We start from the raw sequence: 20,547 nt of genomic DNA on the forward strand, positions 1-20,547 counted from the left end.
GAGGAACGCGGAACCCGGCGGTACGAAACCCGGCAGGCCGCCACGGCCCGGTCCCGATCCGTCGCGAACCCGACCCCCTGCGAACCCGACCCCCGGTGAAATTGTGGGATTGAATGGTTGGGGCGGCCGGCGACAAGCCGATCCCCGATCGCGGTCGCCTTCCGCGAAGAAACCATCCTGAGGCGGGATCACGGCGATCACCTGAGGTCCATGGGCTTCTCGGTCGCCGAGCACATGGACAAGCCGATCCACGGTCGGCTAATGTCCGACAGGCAAGGACGATCACCGGTTGAACGACGGTGGCGGTTACTTCCGACGGTCCGTCCCAGGGGGAAGCGGCGTGCTCGGCGCGGGAGTTTGGCCGAATGGTGGCCAGTTCGAGGCGGCGGTCTCTACTGGCGCGGAGGTATTCACGGATCCACGGCTGCGGACCGCCCGGTTCGAACGGGACGCTTTCGGTGCCCCGGTGCAGGTCACCGGCGAGTCGGCGGTCGTTTTCTTCGGAGCGGCGACGGGCAGTGCCTTCGCGCTGCGCTGTCCGACCCGGCCGCTGACCGGCGGAGCCGAACGCTACGCGGCGGTAACGAATCATCTACGTCGTCATCGGGTGCTGTCGGCCTTCCCGAAAGCCGAGTGGGTCGCGCAGGGAGTGCGGGTCGGCGAGAAATGGTGGCCGGTGGTCGTCATGGACCAGGTCCAGGGCACCACCCTGCGGACCTACGTCCGCCAGCACCTCGCCTCTCCGGAAGCGCTGCATGACCTCGCCGCCGAATGGAAGCTTCTACTCGGTGAGATGAGCAAGGCCGAGATCGCCCATGGCGATCTGCAGCACGGCAACGTGTTCGTCACCGAACAAGGTTCAGTACGCCTCGTGGACCTGGACTCGGTCTGGGTCCCGACGGTCGCGCACCTGCCGCCGGACGAGCATGGACATCGCCATTACCAGCACCCCCGCCGGCAGTCAACGGGCTACTGGGACCGCCGCGTCGACACCTTCCCGGGTCTCGTCATCTACCTCTCGGTGCTGGCAGTCGCCGCCGACCCGGCCCTGTGGGAAGAGTTCCACCGCGACGAGAACCTCATCCTGAGCGCGTCCGACCTCGCCCAGCCCGACCACACGCCGATCTGGTCACGACTCGCCGCAAGCCGGGACGGCGAGGTCCGTCGGCTCGTCCCGCTGCTGCGGCGCTTCTGCCTCGGGCCGCCGGCGGTTGACGTCGATTTGCCGACGCTGCTGCGCGACGCCGACAGCGCCCTGCCGGACGCGCCTGTCAGCGAGGCGGTCGCGCCGTCCCTCGGCGCGGGGAGTTCCTGGTGGGAACCGAGCCAGGCGTCCGTCCCGACGAAGCCGATCGATCCCAGCCAGGGCTGGGCGACCCCGCCGACCCCACCCTCTCCGTCGGCCACCCCAGGCACCCCAGCGGCGGGACGGAATCTCTGGGACGCGACGACCAGGACATCGCCGAACACCGGTCCCTCGGCGGGTCAGGGCGGCACGGCCGCGGGCGCCGGTGGCGCCTCGGGTTCCAGCCGGCCCGGCGCGACCTCCGCGGCCGGCGACGGGGCACAGCAGGCATCGCCCCCCGGATCCACGCCGAACCGCGGCTCCGGGTCGCGCACGGCGGCTCTCGTCCTCGCGGCCCTGGCCATCCTCGCACTCATCCTGATCATCCTCACCGTTGGTTGATACAGGACGACCGAAGGCTCGAGACAACCGAAGGGAGGCGGCATGGCGCCGTCAGGCGGGCCGGACGACACCGCGTGGCCGAGCCGCCACCAGCGGATCATCGGGGTCTGCATCCTCGTGGCCGCGGTCACGATCGCCGTCGTCGGCCTGATCTCGGGCGGAGGCGGAACGGCTCCGTCGCCGATCAGGATCCTGGTGACGACCTCCGCCGACCAGGCCCTGCGGGCGGCCGGCGGGGACGACGTCGACCAGGTGATACTCGTGGCGTCGTCGGCGCCGCGGCCGGACGAGCCCGAGCTGTTCATCCAGTACAAGGTGCGGGCCGGGGAGACCCGGGAACAGATCGCCGCGGCACTCGGGGTCCACCCGGACGCCGTGGCCGATCACTCGCTCAAGGACGGTGAGCTGCTCCACGTCCCGCTCCCGCCCCGATTCACCCGCGGCACGGGGGAGGACGGCCCGGCCTTCACCCCCTACATCCCACCCGCGGCGTCGGCCACGGCCGGCGTCCCGTCGCTCGGGGTGCCGGCCGCCGACGTCCCCCGGCTCGCCGAGGTCGGCGCCCGGCTGCTCGTCGCCGTCGGTCCGGGCGCCCGCCCGGACGTCCGCAAGGTGGCCGAGGCACTTCCGGACACGGTCGAGGCGATCGGTGACGACCGCAAGATCCTGGTGCCGGCCACAGTGCACGATGGCACCTACGGCCCCGACCGGATCGGCACCGCGCTGCGCTGGCTTCTGATCTTCGCGGTCGGCCTCGCCGTGGTTCCGCTGGCCGGCTTCATCCACGCCGTGACCGGTCGCGGCACCTACCCGGAACCGGCGTTGCCCGGGGACTTCCAGCCGGCCGAATTTCAGCCGACTCGGTATCCGCGGCCGGCACCGCCGGTCCCGGCCGCCCTGGGACCGGCCCATGAGCGCGCGGGCGCCGCCGTCCACCCGATCGGAGTCGAGGTGATCGATCGGCGGACGCTGCTGGAGGACCCGCAGTGCTCGTGCGGGAGCGTCCAGGTCGACGCGTCCTACGCCTGCCGCGCATGTCCGAACTCATGGCGGGTGGCCGCCGGCGAGCCCTGGCCGGACATCCTCCCGACGAACCCGGCGGGCGATCCCCCGGGCGCTCTCTCCGCCGACGACCACCTCCCCCGGTACTGATCCGATTCCTGAGGAAGCGCGACGCCCATGCCCTACACCAAGCAGATCGACCGGCGTGCCCCGGGCTGCTTCATCTTTCTGCTGGACCAGTCCGACTCGATGAACTACCCGATCGCCGGGCGTCCCGGCATCTCCAAGGCGCAGGCCCTCGCCGACATCGTCAACGACACCCTCGCGATGATCATCCGCCGGTGCAGCAAGGAGCGCGGCGAGGGTCCGCGTCCCTACTACGACATCGCCGTGCTCGGCTACAGCGGCGCGGAGGCCCGCTCACTGTTCACCGGAGCGCTCGCCGGCCAGTGGCTGGTCTCGGTACCGGACCTCTTCGCCTCCGTGTTGCGCCGGGAGGAGCGTCACGGCTCCTCGATGCCGGTGTGGTTCGAACCGTTCGGGGCGGGCCTCACCCCGATGTGCGCCGCCCTCGATATGGCCGGAAGCCTCGCCTCCGGCTGGGCCCAGAACCACCAGGACTCCTTCCCGCCGATCATCATCAACATCACCGATGGAGCCGCCACCGACGGCGAGCCCGAGAAGGTGCAGATGTGGGCCGACCGGCTACGGTCGCTGCGCACCGCGGACGGCAACCTGCTGCTGTTCAACATCAGCATCTCCGCGCTCGCGCAGACCACCACCACCTTCCCCGCGGCCGAGTCCGAGCTGTCCGACGAGTGGGCTCGCGGGCTGTTCCGGATGTCGAGCGAGCTGCCGCCGCTGATGCGCACCGCGGCGGAGCGCCTGGGCGTGCAGACCCGGCCCGGCGCCCGGGGATTCGTGTCCAACGCGACACCCGACGCGATCGTCCTCGCCCTCACCGTCGGCACCCAGGTGGCTCAGGTCGACGCCTGAGTGGAGCGGTGGGCCGACGGCGGCGGTGGGTCCCGAGGAAGGAGAGGTGCGGGAGTGCGGGTCACGGGCCGGGTGCAGGTGTGGCTACCGAAGAACAGCGGCTATGTCTCCGAAGACGCGACGATGGTAAGCACGGCGCGCCGGCGGGCAGCCGTCGCGGATGGCGCGTCGGAGGGGGTCGACGTGCGGCGGTGGGCAAACCTGCTGGTCACGCGATACGTCAACACGCCGCCGCCGATCGGGGCCTCGGCCGAGGGCATCTACGAATGGTTCCGCGAGACGATCAGGATCTGGAACCTGAGGCCGCCGACGGTCGATCCCGACGACTGGCGGTTCCAGGGCGTCGGTGCGACGGAAGCGGCGTTCGCCACGTTTCTTGGACTGCAGTTCAGGAGCGAGGAGAACGAACACGACGGCCGGCTGGAGTGGGAGGCGATCGCGGTCGGCGATTCCTGCCTGGTCCGGGTGCCCTCGCCGACGGCCATCCTGGCGGGCGCGCAACCCGAGTTCTTCCCGTACTCCGCATCGGCCGCCTTCACGAGCACCCCCGACCTGGTGCCCAGCGACCTCGGGCGGGCCCGTCGGCTCGCGCCGACCGAGGAGGGCTGGCCGGTGCGGGTGCGGCGAGGCTTCGCCGAGGCGGGGGAGGTCTTCCTGCTCGGCAGCGACGCGATCAGTAAGTGGCTCTACACCCTGCCCTGGACCGATCCGGAGGTCTGGCGGCGACTTCCCGACCTGCGCAAGCCGAACCTGGAGGGGCTCGCCCACCAGCTCAAGGACGCGGGCGAGATCGACCACGACGACCTCACGCTGGTGGTGCTCCGGGTGCGCGAGGACCCGCGGGGGTGACGCACGGGCATGGATCCTGAACGACGGCCGGGCGCCACCCTCGCCGAGACCAGTGGACGCCCGGCCGTGGCCGGTCCGCGGGATCGATCGATCAGCCGGCCTTGCGCTTCTCGATCGCCTCGATGAGCTGCGGGACGACGTTGAACAGGTCGCCGACCAGCCCGTAGTCCGCGAACTCGAAGATCGGCGCTTCCGGGTCCTTGTTGATCGCGACGATCGTCTTGGACGTCTGCATCCCGGCCCGGTGCTGGATCGCGCCGGAGATGCCGACCGCGATGTAGAGCTGCGGGGACACCGTCTTGCCGGTCTGCCCGACCTGGTTCTGGTGCGGGTACCACCCGGCGTCGGTGGCGGCACGCGACGCGCCGACCGCGGCGCCGAGGGTGTCGGCCAGCTTCTCCACCAGGGTGAAGTGCTCGGCGGCGCCCAGACCGCGACCACCGGAGACGACGACCTGGGCCTCGGTGAGGTCCGGGCGGCCGGACTTCGCCTCGACGACACGGTCGACGATCTTGGCCCCCTTCGCGGCGTCGGAGATCGCGATGTCCACCGTCTGCTCGGACGGCGTCACGGGGGCGGCCTCGGGCGCCATCGAGTTCGGCCGGACGACGACCACCGGAACACCCTTGACGACCTTCGACGTGACAATCGTCGAGCCGCCGAAGATACCCTGGGTGGCGACCAGGTCGGGGGCCAGCGCGACGGCGTCCCAGATCAGGCCCGAGTCGGTCTTCGCGGCGACGCGGGCCGCGATCTCCCGCGAATCCGCGGTGGCGGCGACCAGTACGGCGGCCGGCGACGCGTCCGCGACCAGCTTGGCCAGCACCTCCGCCGCCGGCGCGCCCACGTAGCCGACGACGTCCTCCGACTCGACGACGTAGACCCTGGCGGCGCCATACTGCGCGAGGTACTCCTTGGCCTTCGCATAGGTGCCCGGCGCTCCGAGGAACACCGCGGCGGGCTCGCCGAGCGAACGGGCGAGCGTCAGCAGTTCCGCGGTGACCTTCTTGGGTTCACCATTGGCGTGCTCGACGAGCACGAGAACTTCAGCCATCGGACAAAACCCCTCAGATAAGCTTCTGCGCCGCGAGGAACTCCGCGACCTTCGTGCCGCCGTTGCCCTCGTCCTTGACGATCGTGCCACTCGACCGCGGCGGCGCGGGCTCCGAAGCAACGACCGTCGACGTGGCGCCGGCCAGCCCGACCGCACTGGCGTCCAGACCCACGTCCGCGGCGGACAACGTCGTCAGCGGCTTCTTCTTGGCCGCCATGATGCCCTTGAACGAGGGGTAACGCGGCTGGTTGATCTTCTCGACCACGGCGACCACGGCCGGCAGGCTCGCCTCGACCAGGGCGTAGCCGTTGTCGGCGAGACGCTCGATCGTGACCTTGCCCGCGGCCGGGTCCACCGTGACCTTGCGGGCCTGGGTGAGCTGGGGAAGGGCCAGCCGCTCCGCCAGCAGGGCACCGATGACGCCGCCACGGGCATCGGAAGCCTCGCTGGAGGTGATGACGATGTCGGGTGACAGCGTGGAGATCACCTTCGCCAGCGCGGCGGACGTCGCCAGCGCGTCCGACCCGTGCAGCGAGTCGTCCGTCAGGTGCACGGCCTTGTCCGCACCCATCGACAGGGCCTTGCGGATCGTCTCGGCCGCCTTGGCCGGTCCCATCGTGACGACGGTGACCTCGCCCCCGTGCGCTTCTTTGATCTTCAGGGCCTCTTCGACCCCGTACTCGTCCATCTCGTTCATGACGTTGTCGACACTCTTACGGTCGACAGTCTTGTCCGCGGCGTCGAGCTTCTTCTCCGCCCAGGTGTCAGGAACCTGCTTGACGGTAACGACGATGTTCACGCCTTGGGGCCTCCGTAGCCAACATCCGATGTCAGTGCTCTCGGCATCGTCGCATCTGGAGCGCTCACACGCTCAGTGATCGACGACGTGACGCGGACCGCAGTACGCCCCTGACCTGGACAGCCGGGCCGAAACCGGGTGGCGACTACGCCCCGTCACGGAGCCTAGTCCGTCCGGCCGGGCGGAACCATACCCCCGGCCGGATGCATCGTCACGGCCGCTTCCCCCCAGAGCGGGACAAGACGCCCCCGATGACGATCCGTCCGGGCCCCTCTCCGGCCCTCCGCGCCCCCCGGGGCGTGCAGACGCGCCATGCAGATGTATGTGCAGAAAATGGATCCGCCGCTTTCCGTAACCGATTGAGATATTCCGCACCTTCTTTTACCGGTCATCCGGGGATCCGCTAGAGGCACCGGTCCCGACTCGTCGTGCATTCCGGCCGGGTTATGCACACCCTCTTCCTTACAAGGTGACTGCTCGGCTACTTTCTGCCCAAGAGGTGCGCAAGGCACCGACATTGTGGATTTAAGTCATCTTTACCTCGACGGGGGACACATGTCGAATACGTCGTCTGAAGATCCCTCTCCCGCGACCCAGTTCGCGCGCCTGCTGCGGGAGGCCGGGGTATCCGACACCCGGTTCGCCCGGCAGGTGAACGCCCGCGCCCGCCATCAACGCCGGATCGAACTGGGCCTGGCCAGGACCACCGTCGGTCACTGGCGTCGCGGGATGCGGCCGCGTGACCCGATGGTCGCCGAACTCGCGGCGGCCGAGATGTCCGCGGCCCTGGGATACCCGGTCCGGCCGGTGGATCTGGGCTGGCGCGGGGAGTCCTATGAACGCGACGACCTCGGGCTGTCGAGCTCGAACGCACCCACCGAGACCCTCAGCACCCTTGCCGGACTATCGGGGCGAGACATGCGGCGACGCGACCTGTTACACGACGGAACGGCCTTCATCGCATCGGCCTTCGCTGATCCGGTCCTCTCCAGCCTCACCGGAGTGGTTGACCGGATCGTCGGGCCGGAACCGACGGGAGCCTCCGCCGGCACCGTGATCCGGGATATGACCGAGACCTTCCGCCGGCTGGACGCGAAGTTCGGCGGCGACGAGATCCGGCCTCAGGTCGTCGCCTTTCTGCACGACCGGGCCCGGGCCGCCCGGGAGGGACGGCCGAGCCCCGACCTGTTCAGTGCGCTAGCCGAGCTGACCCAGTTCAGCGGGTGGCTCGCCCAGGACAGCAACCGGCAGGCCCTCGCGCAGCGCTACTACATCCAGGCCCTCAGCCTCGCCGAGCACGCCGACGACGCCATGCTCGCCGGCCGGGTGCTGTCCGCGATGAGCGACCAGGCCGCCCGGCTGGGCCATCCCCGGCAGAGCCTCGCCCTGGCCCGGGCGGCCCTCGGCCGCGCGGTGCGGCACTCCTCGTATGCCGTGCAGGCCATGCTGCACGACAAGCATGCCTGGGCGCTGGCACGCAACCGTGACGAGGCCGGTTGCATAGAGGCCCTGGACAAGATGGACCGGGCGATCGCGCGCAGCGACGGGGACGACGGACCGTCCTGGGCCGGCCACTACAACGCCGGCGACGTCGCCGAGTGCCATGGTCACTGCTTGTTACTGCTGGGCCACGCCCGACCGGCCGAGACGAAACTGCTCGAGGCCCGGAGCCTGCAGGGCGCGGCGCGCGCCCGAACCCGCAGCTACGCCGAGGCCGACCTCGCCCTGGCCTACCTGCGCCGACCGACTCCGGACCTGGAGGCCGCCCTGGAGGCGGGCTACCGAGCCGTCTCCGTCGCCGGGCAGCTGTCGTCCTCCCGGGTCACCGAGAAGCTGCGGGAGCTGGACCGTGAGCTCGACACGCACCCGACGGTGGCGGTCCGCGAATGGCACGAACGGGCGCGCCCACTGGTCGGCGCCACAGCCGCCACCTGACCGGTCACCGATAGCCGTCGCACGGGCGCCGACGACTTCAGCGCCGACGGCTCCCGGCGCCGGCAAGCCACGGCCATCGGCCCCACCGTTACCGACGTCTCACCACCGAACGGGCTGTCCGGGAGCACCCGCCTCCCGGACAGCCCTGCCAGCCGGGCACTCTAGTGCAGTGAGTTCCGCGCAGGAGTCCGGTTCCGCCGTGCCGGACACCGACCCCATCTCCCGGCACAAGAACATCCCGGTCGCCGCCCCGGAGCCCCGGCCGCGCCCGGCCTTCCCGGTCCGCCCCCTGGTCGTGATCGTCGCGTGGGTCACAGCGGCCGGGCTCGGGGGGGTCGCCCTCGGCCGGTTGGCCCATCTCGACGATGCGGTGGGCTGGCCCTACTCCGCGATCAACGCCGGGACCGAACTGCTCTACCTCCCGGCCTACGCCACCGTGGCGGTGGCCTTCGCACTCCGCCGCAACCTGCTGATGATCATCTCCATGGCCCTGATCGCCATCCATCTGTTCTGGACCCTGCCCGAGGTTCTCCCCGGCGGCGCCGAGGAGGCCCCGCAGGGTGCCGCGCGCCTGCGGGTGATGTCGGCAAACCTGCTTTACTACAACGACCGCGCCGACCGACTGGGCACGCAGATCCGCGCCGCGAACCCGGACGTGCTCGTCCTCGTGGAGCTCTCCCCGCTCACCCTGGCGCGGGTCACCTCGTCCGGGGCGCTGGCGAGCTACCGGTACCGCGAGGTGTACCCGGAGCCGGGTGCGTTCGGCGCCGCCGTGTTCTCCCGCTTCCCGCTGCACGACGCCGCGGCCCCGGTCGTCGGCGGATCGATGTCGTTGCGGGCCACCGTGGAGGTGGATGAGCGTCGACGCTTCGTCGTGTACGCGGTGCACACGATCTCACCGACGACCAGCGCCTACACCGACCGGTGGCGGACCCAGCTCGACACGCTGCGCGCGCAACTCGAGCACGCCACGCTGCCGGTCGTCATGGCCGGCGACTTCAATGCCACCCGGGACCACCGGCCGTTCCGCCGGCTGGTGAGCTCGGGGGTACGCGACGCACACGACGTCGTCGGCGGCGGGTGGCAACCGACCTGGAACTCCAAGAGCCTGATCCTGCCGCCCGTGCTGCGCATTGACCACGTGCTGGCCTCACCCGCGTTCGCGGTGACGGGTTTCGAGGTCGGCGGCGATTTCGGCAGCGACCACCGGCCGGTCATCGCCGACCTAGCCATGCGGTAGCCCCCGGATGGCGCCTTCGGCGCAATCCGGGGACCCCTACCACAGGCACCGCACGGGGTCTCCGTCGAATCGCCTCCGGCGATCCTCCTGGGACAACCATCGCAAGCCTTCGGCGCCATCCGGGGACCCCTACCACAGACACCGCACGGGGTTCCGGTCAGCGGCCGATGAAGTCGGCCTTGCCGGGCCCGCTCTCGAGGAAGGACTCCATTCCGATCCGCCGGTCCTCGGTGGCGAACAGCCCGGCGAACAGCGCCGCCTCCAGGCGCAGCGCCTCGGCCAGCGCGATCTCCGCGCCGTCGTCGACCGCGTGCTTCGCCGCCGCGAGCGCCATCGCCGGGCCGTTCGTGTACCGGCCCGCGATCCGCTTCGCCTGCACGTACACCTCACCCGCGGGAACGACGGCGTCGGCCAGGCCGATCTCCGCGGCCTCGGCCGCCCGGACCTGCCTGCCGCTGAAGATGAGGTCCTTGGCGCGGGACGGGCCGATCAGGCGCGGCAGCCGCTGGGTGCCCCCCGCACCGGGGATCACTCCGAGCAGGATCTCGGGCTGGCCGACCCGGGCGTCCTCGGCCAGGACCCGCACGTCCGCGCACAGGGCAAGCTCCAACCCGCCGCCCAGGGCATAGCCCGTCACCGCGGCGACCACGGGCTTCGGGATCCGGGCCACGACCTCGAAGGTGGAGTTCAGATCGCCCACCCAGGCGGATGCCTCGGCGTAACCCATCGGCGCCATCTGCCGGATGTCGGCCCCGGCGGCAAACACCTTCTCCCCGCCATAGAGCACCACCGCGCGGACCTCCGACCGCCGGGTCGCCTCGACCGCGGCGGTCCGCAGCTCCGCGGCGACCGTGGAATCCAGCGCGTTCATCGGCGGCCGGTCTAACCGGATGGTGCCGATCCCGCCGTCAACCTCGAGCCGCACCACACTCATCCGCATTCCTCCCGCTTCAGGCCCCTCGACGACCGGCGAGGCGTCCGGCACCCCGGCGTTCCCCACCCCGCCCCGGCCCGCCGAGATCGTCGACGGCGCCGGCTTTGAGGATGGTTTCGGTGTCGCTGTAGGTGTCGGTCGTCACGATAGGCCGACACGAGATGATCTTCATCAATCATCTCCCGATCGGGTTCGGGGATCACTTGGTTCCAGCCGGCGCACTAGCCTATAACTGAAAGTAGCGGACATTACCACCTGTCGGCCACCGGTCGGTCCCCTCTCACTCCCGGAACCTGCCGACCGCCGGAACCTGCCGCGCAACTCCTGAGAGTTGACGGGCCTTCGTGGTAGACCGAGGGGCAGAGTATGACCGTGCTGTTCGTCCCGAGCCGACCCAGGAGGAGCCGTGGCCGACACAGGTGTCAGCGTCCCGACCGGTCTCGAGAAGGTCGCCGATCTCGAGGCGACCCTGGAGAGCCTGCTGTCAGTGGAGCGTTTCGACCCGTCGGCGGCCTTCACCCGGCGCCGGCCGATGGACGCCGACCGGGCCGCCGCCGAGGCGGACCCGAACGCGTTCTGGGCTCGCAAGGCCGAGGAGCTGCTGACCTGGCACACGCCGTTCACGCAGGTACTCGACGACTCGAACCCGCCCTTCTACACCTGGTTCGCGGACGGGACGCTGAACCTGTCGGAGAACTGCCTGGACCGGCACGTGGCGGCCGGGCGCGGCGAGCGGGTGGCCTTCCACTGGCACGGGGAGGAGGGAGAACGGCGCACCGTCACCTATGCGGACCTGCTCGCCGACACCCAGCGGCTGGCGAACGGGCTGCGTTCGCTCGGCGTGCGCGCCGGCGACGTGGTCGGGATCTTCCTGCCGATGATTCCCGAGGTGGCCGTCGCGATGCTGGCCTGCGCCCGGATCGGCGCGGTCCACAACGTGGTCTTCGGTGGTTTCGCGCCGTCCGCGGTCCGGGAGCGGATGGAGGTCTCCGACGCCAAGGTGCTGATCACCGTGGACGGCGCGCGGCGCAAAGGGCGGACGGCGCCGGTGAAGGCCGCCGTCGACGCGGAGCTCGGTGACCTCCCGGCGCTGGAGCACATTGTGGTCGTGCCCGGGCCGGGCGGTACCGGGGCGCCGATGACCGCGGGCCGGGACGTCTGGTACCACGAACTGCTGGCTGCGGCGGCGCCCGACTGCCCGCCGGAACCGCTGTCCGCGGAGCATCCCCTGTTCATCCTCTACAGCTCCGGATCGACCGCGAAGCCGAAGGGGATCCTGCACACGACCGCGGGTTACCTGCTCGGTGCCACCTACACTCACCGGGCGGTCTTCGACATCGACCCGGGCACCGACGTCTACTGGTGTTCCGCGGACGTCGGCTGGATCACCGGGCACTCCTACATCATCTACGGCCCACTGTCGAACGGCGTGACCAGCGTGATGTACGAGGGGGCGCCGGACTACCCCGACTACGACATCTGGTGGCGGCTCATCGAGGAGTACAAGGTCACCGTGTTCTACACGGCGCCGACGGCGATCCGTACGTGCATCAAGTGGGGCGCGCGGTATCCCGGTCGGCACGACCTGTCCTCGCTGCGGGTACTCGGCACGGTCGGGGAACCGATCAACCCGAAGGCATGGTTGTGGTACCACGTGGTCATCGGCGGTGGTCGCTGCCCGATCGTCGATACGTGGTGGCAGACCGAGACCGGCTCCGCGCTCATCTCGCCGCTGGCCGGCGTGACGTCGACCAAGCCGGGTTCGGCGACCCTGCCGCTGCCCGGTATCAGCCCGGCGCTGCTCTCGGAGGACGGCGAGCCGGTCACCGAGGGCACCGGAATCCTGGTGATCACCAAGCCATGGCCATCCATGCTGCGCACCCTTTACAAGGACGACGAGCGGTTCGTCAAGACGTACTTCTCCCGCTTCGGCCCGTCGACCTACGTCGTCGGCGACGCCGCGCGCCTCGACGCCGACGGCTACTTCTGGATCATCGGGCGGATCGACGACGTTATCAACGTGTCCGGGCACCGGCTGTCCACCGCGGAGGTGGAGTCGGCGATCGTCGCCCATGAGGCCGTCGCCGAGGCGGCGGTGGTCGCAGAGTACGACGAGCAGACCGGCCAGGCGATCGTCGCGTTCGTGACGCTCACCGGTGACCGCTCGGGCGACGAGGCCACCGAGGCCGAGCTGCGCGAGCACGTGGCCAGGCGGATCGGCAAGCTCGCCCGGCCGCGGCGGATCATCTGGGCCGACGACCTGCCGAAGACCCGGTCCGGTAAGATCATGCGCCGGTTGCTGCGTGACATTGCCGAAGGCCGGGAACTCGGCGACGTCACGACCTTGCGCGACCCCGCGGTGATGGCCGCGCTCGCGGCCAAGGTGGGCACCGCCCGAGACAACGAGTAAGAGCGGTTCCGGTCCCCGGTTCCGGACAATTCTGGCTGCCATCGGGTCGACATGACAGTTGTTTCCCGGCCGGGACCAGCTGGCCGCACCCGGGTGTGTCGACGTCGCCGGCACTGTCTAGGCTCACGTCTTCGTGAGAGCCCTCCGACGGTTCACCGTCCGTGCGCAGCTCCCCGGGCAGCTTGCTCCACTAGGGGAACTAGTCCTGAATCTTCGCTGGTCCTGGCATCCCGAGACGCTGGACCTGTTCGAGTCTGTTGATCCGGAGCTCTGGCGGGCGACGAAGGGAGACCCGGTCCGCCTGCTCGGCGAGGTGGATCATAACCGGCTGCTCGCGCTGGCCGCCGACCGCCGGTTCGTGCGCCGGCTCACCGACGTCGCGGACGACCTCCAGGAGTACCTGACAGCCGATCTGTGGTATCAGCAGCGGAAGGCCGAAGGCGCCCCATCGGCGATCGCCTACTTCTCCCCGGAGTTCGGTATCACCGAGGTGCTGCCGCAGTACTCCGGCGGCCTCGGCATCCTCGCCGGCGACCATCTCAAGACCGCGAGCGACCTCGGCGTGCCGATCATCGGCGTCGGCCTGCTCTACCGGGCCGGGTACTTCGTGCAGTCGCTGTCCCGGGACGGCTGGCAGCAGGAGCGGTACCCGGGCATCGACCCGCACGGGCTCCCCCTGGCCCAGCTGACCGATCCGGCGGGGATGCCGGTGAAGGTGGCCGTCGGTCTGCCCGAGGGTCGCACGCTGCACGCGCAGATCTGGAAGGCGCAGGTCGGACGGGTCCCGCTGCTGCTGCTCGACTCGGACGTCGAGGACAACCAGCCGGCCGAGCGGGGGGTGACCGACCGGCTCTACGGCGGCGGGACCGACCACCGGCTGCTCCAGGAGATGCTGCTGGGCATCGGGGGTGTCCGTGCGCTGCGCGCCTACGCCGCGGTGACCGGGACTCCGGAGCCCGAGGTGTACCACACCAACGAGGGGCACGCGGGCTTCCTCGGCCTGGAGCGGATCCGGGAGCTCGTCGAGAACGGGCTCAGCTTCGACGAGGCGCTCCAAGCCGCCCGCGCCGGCACGCTGTTCACCACCCACACCCCCGTCCCCGCCGGCATCGACCGGTTCCCTCGCAGCCTGGTCGCCCGCCATTTCGGCGGGGACAACGGCTGGCCCGGTGTGCCGGTCGAGCGGATCCTGCAGCTCGGGGTGGAGGCCGACCCCAACGTCTTCAACATGGCCCACATGGGTCTGCGGCTCGCGCAGCGTTCGAACGGCGTCAGCAAGCTCCACGGCATCGTCAGCCGGGAGATGTTCGCGGGGCTGTGGCCCGGTTTCGACACCGCCGAGGTCCCGATCGGCTCGGTGACCAACGGGGTGCACGCCCCGACCTGGGTGTCCCGGCCCATCATCGAGCTTGCTGACCGCGAGCCCGGCCCGGGCCTGCTTTCCGACGACGCGGCCGGATTCGAGAAGATCTCCGCGTTGCCCGACGAGGTCGTGTGGGCCGCCCGGCGGCAGTTGCGGGAACGCCTCGTCACCGAGGTCCGCCGCCGGCTGCGGGCCTCCTGGCTCGAGCGCGGCGCGGCACCCGGTGAGCTGGAGTGGGTGGAGTCGGTTTTCGATCCGGACATCCTCACGATCGGTTTCGCCCGGCGCGTGCCGTCCTATAAGAGGCTGACCCTCATGCTGCGGGACCGTGACCGGCTGCGCCGGCTGCTGCTGCACCCGCAGCGGCCGATCCAGATGGTCATCGCCGGCAAGGCGCACCCTGCCGACGATGGTGGCAAGCAGCTCGTCCAGCAGATCGTCCAGTTCTCCGACGACCCGGCCGTGCGGTCGCGCATCGTCTTCCTCCCCGACTACGACATCGGGATGGCGCGCTTCCTGTACTCCGGATCGGACGTCTGGCTGAACAACCCGCTGCGTCCGCTGGAGGCGTGCGGCACGTCGGGGATGAAGGCCGCGCTGAACGGCTGCCTGAACCTGTCCATCCGGGACGGCTGGTGGGACGAGATGTTCGACGGCCAGAACGGCTGGGCGATCCCGACCGCGGACGGGGTCGAGGACCCCGACCGGCGCGATGACATCGAGTCCGCCGCCTTGTACGACCTGTTGGAGAACACCGTCGCCCCCCGCTTCTACGACTCGGAGCCCGGCGACGGCATCCCGCGGCGCTGGGCCGCGATGGTCAAGCACACCCTGTCGGCTCTCGGTCCCCAGGTCCTGGCCAGCCGCATGGTCCAGGAGTATGTCGAGCGCTACTACGTGCCGGCCGGTGTCTCGGCCCGGGCCGCCGCCGCCGGCGGCTTCGCCGGGGCCCGGGACCTGGCCGCCTGGAAGAGCCGGGTGCAGGCCGCGTGGCCCGGGGTCCGCGTGCTCAACGTCGACTCCGCTGGTCTCGGTGACACCCCTCAGGTGGGCCAGTCGCTGGTGGTGCGGGCCACGATCGACCTCGGTGAGCTGGCCCTCGAGGACGTCGACGTCCTCGCCTCCTACGGCCGGATCGACCAGACCGACCGGATCCTGGATCCTTCGACGCTGTTCCTGCAGCCGGTTGGCGAAGGGGAGGGCGGTCACCGCTACGAGGGCACCATCCCGCTCGGGCGCACCGGACCCTTCGGTTACACGGTGCGGGTGCTGCCCCGGCACGCACTCACCGCAAGCATCACCGAACTGGGCCTGGTTACCAACCCCTAGGGGTCCCCGCACCGCGGCGAAGCCGCCGTGCCGGGGGGATGGGCTCGTAGGACGAGCACGCTGTGGCCCAGCACGGTCAGGGACTCGCCGCCGGCATAGCTGGTTCCCGGTACCGCGACGGTCGCCGGGAATCCGGCGAGATCGTCGTCGGCGGTATTGAGCAGCAGGTCGTGGCGGGCCGCCCAGGGGGCACCGGGCAGGGTGACGACGGTGTCGCCGCGATCCGGATGGAACACGTACACCAGGCCAGTGCCGTGGGCCGGTCGATCGTGCGTCCCCCGCCCGCCGGCAGGATCCTCAGCGACGGGGCTGCCGGCGACATGGGCCACGAGCGTCGCGACCCGCGGGGCGTTCCAGTCCGCCACCGACATCACCGCCCCGTCCGCACGGAACCAGGTGATGTCCGCGAGTCGCCCGGGTGCCGACTGGCCGCCGTGGAAGAACCGCCCCCGGCGCAGCACGGGCTCGGCGGAGCGCAGTGCCGCCAACCCGCCCACCAGCCGGCACAGCGCCGGGTCGGGGCCGGCCGGGTCGGGGTAGGCGTGGTCCGGCTCCGCGACGTCCACCGGTCCGGCGACGTCCACCGATCCGGTGAGGTCGGCCGGCCAGTCGAGCCAGGACACCGCGTTGTCCTGGCAGTAGGCGTTGTTGTTGCCGCCCTGCGAGCGACCGAACTCGTCGCCGGCGAGCAGCATCGGGACGCCTGTGGACAGCAGCAGCGTCGTGATCAGTCCCCGGCGCACCCGGCGGCGGATGGTCAGGATCGCCGGGTCGTCGGTCGCACCCTCCACCCCATAGTTCGCCGAGCGGTTGTCCGCCTCGCCGTCCCGGTTGCCCTCGCCGTTGGCCTCGTTGTGCTTCTCGTTGTAGGAGACCAGGTCGGCCAGGGGAAAGCCGTCGTGGGCGGTGACGAAGTTGATCGATGCCCAGGGGCGTCGGCCGCCGTGCTCGAACAGGTCCGACGAGCCGGACACCCGATAGCCCAGATCGGCGACGCCGCTGGTGTGCCTGTTCCACACGTCGCGCACGGTGTCGCGGAACCGCCCGTTCCACTCCGCCCAGGGGGCCGGGAATCCCCCCACCTGGTATCCGCCCCAGCCGACGTCCCACGGCTCGGCGATCAGCTTCACCGTGGCGAGGATCGGGTCGGCGTGGATGGCGGTCAGCAGGCTTGCCGCGGGGTCGAAGGCGTCGGGATTGCGGGCGAGCGCGGTGGCGAGATCGAACCGGAACCCGTCGACGCCCATCTCCGTCACCCAGTACCGCAGCGAGTCGCAGATCAGCCGCACGACGTGCGGTGAGGACGTGTTGAGGGTGTTGCCGCAGCCGGTCACGTCACGGTAGCGCCGGGGATCCATCGGCTCTACCCGGTAATAGGTCGTGTTGTCCAGGCCGCGCAGGGACAGCGTCGGGCCCCGCTCGCTGCCCTCGGCGCTGTGGTTGTAGACGACGTCGAGGATCACCTCGATGCCGGCGGCGTGCAGGGCGGCGACCATCGCCTGGAATTCGCCGATCGGATCGTCAGTGGCCGCGTACCCGGCATGAGGGGCGAAGAAGGCCAGGGTGTTGTAGGCCCAGTAGTTGATTTTTCCGCGCTCGAGCAGGGCCGGTTCGGAGACCGAGGCGTGCACCGGCAGCAGTTCGATCGCGGTGACGCCGAGCCGGCGCAGGTGCGCCAGGACGCTCGGGTGGCCGAGCCCGGCGTACGTCCCGCGTAACCGTGGCGGCAGGCCCGGGTGACGTTTCGTGAGCCCGCGTACGTGCGCCTCGTAGATGATCGTGTCCGACCAGGGGATGGTGGGCCGGTTGTCCGCCGGATGTACGCCGTGACCCGTCGAACCGCCACTCCCGGATCCGGGGTCCCCGAATCCGGGGTCCCTGGTCCCGGCGGGGCCCCGCTGCGCCCGCCCGGGTCCGGTCACGACGCAGCGGGGCACGAACGGTGCGGAGTCCCGCGGGTCCGGTTCGAAGCCGTAGGGGTCGCCGCCACCGAACCCGTAGATCGCCGGATCCGTGCGCAGCGTCCCGGCTACCAATCGGGCGTAGGGGTCGACCAGCAGCTTCGCCGGGTTGTACCGCTGGCCCCGCTCCGGGTCGTAGGGACCGTGTGCCCGCAGGCCGTAATGCTGACCGGGGCGGACGCCGGCCAGATAGCCGTGCCACACCCCGCCGTCACGCTCCGGAAGTCGATGGCGTGTCTCGCGGCCGTCGGCATCGAACAGGCAGAAGTCGACCGCCTCGGCCCCGGGGGCGACGACGGCGATGTTCACCCCGGACCCGTCCCAGGCCACGCCCAGTGGCACCGCGCACCCCGGCGCGAGCCCGGAGGCGGTCGGCGCCGGTACGCCTGGGGATGCCGGTATGTCCGGTGAGACGGTGGTCTTCACGGTGTCGGACACCTTGGCGACGCTAACCGATCCCCCTTTCCGGAGCACGGGAAACACGGTGGCCGGGGAACAGGCCGGGAATGACGTCAAAAGAAGGAGGACGGCTGCGCCGACGACGACCCCTGCTAGAGCGCAGGGGTGGCCTGGATGGTTGCCCGCCAGTCTCCGTGATCGAGTCGGATGCTGCCGTCGTCGAACACCCTCGCGCGGGCGCCGCGGAACGGGGAGAAGCCGAGGCGGAGCCAGTCGTCCCGGACATCGTCGAGGATGTCCCACAGCCGGCGCGGCCCGCCCTGGTGGACGGTCGGTGGTTCTACACCGACGGCGGTGGCTCGGGCCCATGACCCGTCGGGGTGGGCGATGATCGCCGTGTGCTGGCCGTCAGGCTCGCGGCGGTAACGGTGGCGCGCCCCCGGCACGGCCAGGGCGAACAGGGTCGACAGCTCCCACGCCTCGGCGACGTCGAGGACGGGATAGCGGCCGGTCGTCACCTCGTCGGCGTCACGTTCGTCGAGCTGGTCATCGTCGAGGACGGACGGCGGGTAGTCGTCGCCGGTGCGGGTGCGCATGAACGCGGCCGGCTCGAACTCGACCATGCCCAGCAGGCCACGCGAGGTTCTCGTCGCGGTCACGACCATGTACGTGCCTGTGATCGTGGTAACCAATCGACCGCCGGGGCGTAGCGCATGCAGCCAGGCCGTCGGGATGCTGGGGACGGAGACCATCGAGACGATCCGGTCGAACTGACCGGGCAGGCCGATGGTCGCGTCCATCGGCAACACGTCCGGGTGCAGGTCGAGGGTTGCGAGGCGTTTCACGGCGACGGCCACCAGATACGGGTCGACGTCCACCGTGGTGACCCGTTCGCTGCCGTACCTGCGGGCGAGCAGCGCCGTGCCGTAGCCGGAGCCGGTACCCACGTCGAGAATGTCCAGGCCCTCGCCGAGCCGGCCGTGCCGGTACATGGTGAGGGCCAGCGAGGGCATGGTGGCCGAGGACGTCGGCAGGCCGACGGGAGAGTCGCCGTTGGCCGCTTGATCGGCGTGGAGGACACCGACGCGGGTGACGAGCGACCGGTGGGCGGCGTAGGCATCGGCGATCGGGCCGCGGCGCAACGCCCACCCGTCGCTGGTCCGCGCCCACCAGGCCGGTACCAGCTCGTGCCGCGGCGTGCTGGCAACAGCCTCGTACCAGCGGGAGCCGGGATGGGTGATCTCGTCGGCTAGGGTGCGGGCGTGGGCCCGCCAGGACTCGGCCATCAGTTCGGGTCCGGCTCGGGGTGGACCGGTCCGCACGGCTTGCTGTCGTCCGGCTGGCAGCCGTCGCCATGGAGCGCGCGAGGGCGGATGGCGTCGAGGCGGGCGACCTGCCCGGCGAACGCGGCCCCGGACAGGATGACCGCGAGCGGGTCGACGCGGATGTTCCCCGCCGGCGCGCGGCGGGCGAACACACACGGGGTGACCGTGCCATCCCCGCCGATGACCGCGTGCCAGTCGGCCACGGCTATCGACCCGTGGCCGCCGGTCGGGCCCGACTCCGCGTAGCAGTGGACGCAGGCGAGCTGACACCGACCGGTGATCTCCAACGCGACAAAGTCGAGCGCGGGCATGGTTGTGGGCGGCATGGCATCTCCTCGGGTATGTCTAGATGTCTCAAGGTCAGACCGGGGGCGCCCAGGTAGTACGGCCGGCGCCGGCACACCACGGGCAGTACAAGATCAACTTCTCCGAGTGGCCGTAGACTGTCGGATAGGTGCCGATCCGCACCGCGAACCCGGAACAGCCCTTACAAAGCTGGGAGAACCGCAACACCGGCGGGCGGGCGGGTTCCGGGACTGTCTCCACGATCAGCCTCTCCGAGGTTGTCAACCGCCCGGGCCCGGATCGCGGTAACAACCTGCTTCCAAATTTCCTCGGGGATCGACATCTCCTGCGGCTGTCCGAGATGTCTGTAGAGCAGGACGACTTCCGTTTCGACCTGCGCGACCTGGCCGGCGCCGCACGACGTCCAGCCGACGATGTCATCCCAGGGCTCAAGACTGTCGAGCCGCCCGGCCCGGACATCCCGCACCAGCAGAAACCAGATAGGGGCCGGGAGACGGACCGTGCCGCCTTCCCCGCCGTACTCGTAGCGGATCAGGATGTCGTCGGCTCGGCCGAACTCGACCCCGGGGGCGCAGACGGGACGGCGCCATGCCGCCCCGTCCGATTCGGTGCGGGCAATCATGCATCTCTCCCTGTGGCGCTGGTTGGAGCCTCCCCGCCCGCGGCAGGCGCTCACGGAAGCACCCCGGTGGCATCGGGTCGCCGCGGGCGGAGAGGGATGGAGGGGCCGCCTCGGGGAAGGGGCGGCCCCGGTCTCAGGGGTCGCCGGCCCGACGGCAGGGCACCACCCGGTAGCCGGCGATCCCGGTCAGGGTGCGGGCGTACTCGTCGGCGAGCCGGGCCGTCGGCCAGCCGATCAAGGTTTCGACCGGGTTTCCCGCCCCGTCGAGCACGGAGATCGAGTAGTTCGCCGGTGTGCCCGCCGGGGAATCCAGTTCGCTCCGGGCCGGCGGGACAC

At 70.6% G+C, this 20,547-nt stretch carries 17 protein-coding genes; 8 read left to right on the forward strand and 9 right to left on the reverse strand.

Translation table 11 applies throughout. The features are described from left to right. The first annotated feature begins 289 nt into the window (after positions 1–289). The 4 genes from AC08OV_RS15795 to AC08OV_RS15810 are packed head-to-tail and all read left to right on the forward strand — an operon-like array spanning position 290 to position 4,534. Positions 290–1,687: a hypothetical protein gene (locus AC08OV_RS15795; protein ID WP_476619867.1), complete on the forward strand. Its 1,398-nt coding sequence runs from the start codon at positions 290–292 to the stop codon at positions 1,685–1,687. Between the two features lie 42 nt (positions 1,688–1,729). Continuing rightward, positions 1,730–2,839 (forward strand): hypothetical protein, encoded by a 1,110-nt coding sequence (locus AC08OV_RS15800; RefSeq protein WP_476613234.1) that lies wholly within the window; start codon positions 1,730–1,732, stop codon positions 2,837–2,839. Between the two features lie 27 nt (positions 2,840–2,866). Continuing rightward, positions 2,867–3,685, forward strand: a complete 819-nt coding sequence (locus AC08OV_RS15805; RefSeq protein WP_476613235.1) for a vWA domain-containing protein — start codon at positions 2,867–2,869, stop codon at positions 3,683–3,685. Positions 3,686–3,739: 54 nt separating this feature from the next. Further along, positions 3,740–4,534: a hypothetical protein gene (locus AC08OV_RS15810; protein ID WP_476613236.1), complete on the forward strand. Its 795-nt coding sequence runs from the start codon at positions 3,740–3,742 to the stop codon at positions 4,532–4,534. A 91-nt stretch (positions 4,535–4,625) separates the two neighbouring features. Here AC08OV_RS15810 and AC08OV_RS15815 read toward each other — a convergent pair whose 3' ends face one another. Together AC08OV_RS15815 and AC08OV_RS15820 are read right to left on the reverse strand one after the other, a co-directional pair. Further along, positions 4,626–5,588 (reverse strand): electron transfer flavoprotein subunit alpha/FixB family protein, encoded by a 963-nt coding sequence (locus AC08OV_RS15815; protein WP_476613237.1) that lies wholly within the window; start codon positions 5,586–5,588, stop codon positions 4,626–4,628. A gap of 13 nt (positions 5,589–5,601) precedes the next feature. After that, positions 5,602–6,387 (reverse strand): electron transfer flavoprotein subunit beta/FixA family protein, encoded by a 786-nt coding sequence (locus tag AC08OV_RS15820; RefSeq protein ID WP_476613238.1) that lies wholly within the window; start codon positions 6,385–6,387, stop codon positions 5,602–5,604. Between the two features lie 555 nt (positions 6,388–6,942). On the opposite strand from AC08OV_RS15820, the gene AC08OV_RS15825 reads away from it, so the two are divergent. Beyond that, positions 6,943–8,322 carry a transcriptional regulator gene (locus AC08OV_RS15825; protein ID WP_476613239.1) on the forward strand — a complete coding sequence of 460 codons (1,380 nt, stop codon included), beginning with the start codon at positions 6,943–6,945 and terminating at the stop codon, positions 8,320–8,322. Positions 8,323–8,491: 169 nt separating this feature from the next. Continuing rightward, positions 8,492–9,562, forward strand: a complete 1,071-nt coding sequence (locus AC08OV_RS15830; protein WP_476613240.1) for an endonuclease/exonuclease/phosphatase family protein — start codon at positions 8,492–8,494, stop codon at positions 9,560–9,562. A gap of 157 nt (positions 9,563–9,719) precedes the next feature. Here AC08OV_RS15830 and AC08OV_RS15835 read toward each other — a convergent pair whose 3' ends face one another. Beyond that, entirely contained in the window at positions 9,720–10,496 is a 777-nt protein-coding gene (locus AC08OV_RS15835; RefSeq protein ID WP_476613241.1) for an enoyl-CoA hydratase/isomerase family protein, read from the reverse strand. 16 nt (positions 10,497–10,512) lie between these two features. Beyond that, entirely contained in the window at positions 10,513–10,668 is a 156-nt protein-coding gene (locus AC08OV_RS15840; protein WP_476613242.1) for a hypothetical protein, read from the reverse strand. Positions 10,669–10,902: 234 nt separating this feature from the next. Between AC08OV_RS15840 and acs the strand changes: the two genes are divergently transcribed. Both acs and glgP read left to right on the forward strand, forming a co-directional pair. Further along, a complete protein-coding gene (gene acs, locus AC08OV_RS15845; protein WP_476613243.1) occupies positions 10,903–12,906 on the forward strand; it encodes an acetate--CoA ligase in 2,004 nt (667 codons plus the stop codon). Between the two features lie 133 nt (positions 12,907–13,039). Beyond that, a complete protein-coding gene (gene glgP, locus AC08OV_RS15850; protein WP_476613244.1) occupies positions 13,040–15,598 on the forward strand; it encodes an alpha-glucan family phosphorylase in 2,559 nt (852 codons plus the stop codon). Here glgP and glgX read toward each other — a convergent pair. The 5 genes from glgX to AC08OV_RS15875 all read right to left on the reverse strand — a co-directional run. Beyond that, complete coding sequence (gene glgX, locus AC08OV_RS15855; RefSeq protein WP_476619868.1) at positions 15,595–17,997, reverse strand: glycogen debranching protein GlgX; 2,403 nt, start codon at positions 17,995–17,997, stop codon at positions 15,595–15,597. The genes glgP and glgX overlap by 4 nt on opposite strands. 113 nt (positions 17,998–18,110) lie before the next feature. Beyond that, positions 18,111–19,280: a methyltransferase domain-containing protein gene (locus AC08OV_RS15860; RefSeq protein ID WP_476619869.1), complete on the reverse strand. Its 1,170-nt coding sequence runs from the start codon at positions 19,278–19,280 to the stop codon at positions 18,111–18,113. Then, on the reverse strand, positions 19,244–19,609 hold the full coding sequence (locus AC08OV_RS15865; RefSeq protein ID WP_476613247.1) for an SPASM domain-containing protein: 366 nt from the start codon (positions 19,607–19,609) through the stop codon (positions 19,244–19,246). The genes AC08OV_RS15860 and AC08OV_RS15865 overlap by 37 nt, the downstream gene beginning before the upstream one ends. Positions 19,610–19,770: 161 nt before the next feature. Beyond that, a complete protein-coding gene (locus AC08OV_RS15870) occupies positions 19,771–20,211 on the reverse strand; it encodes a hypothetical protein (RefSeq protein WP_476619870.1) in 441 nt (146 codons plus the stop codon). Between the two features lie 133 nt (positions 20,212–20,344). Next, the coding region (locus tag AC08OV_RS15875; protein WP_476619871.1) for a hypothetical protein at positions 20,345–20,547 on the reverse strand (203 nt) is incomplete at its 5' end.

It is taken from the genome of Frankia sp. CeTa3Moorea, assembly GCF_978021225.1.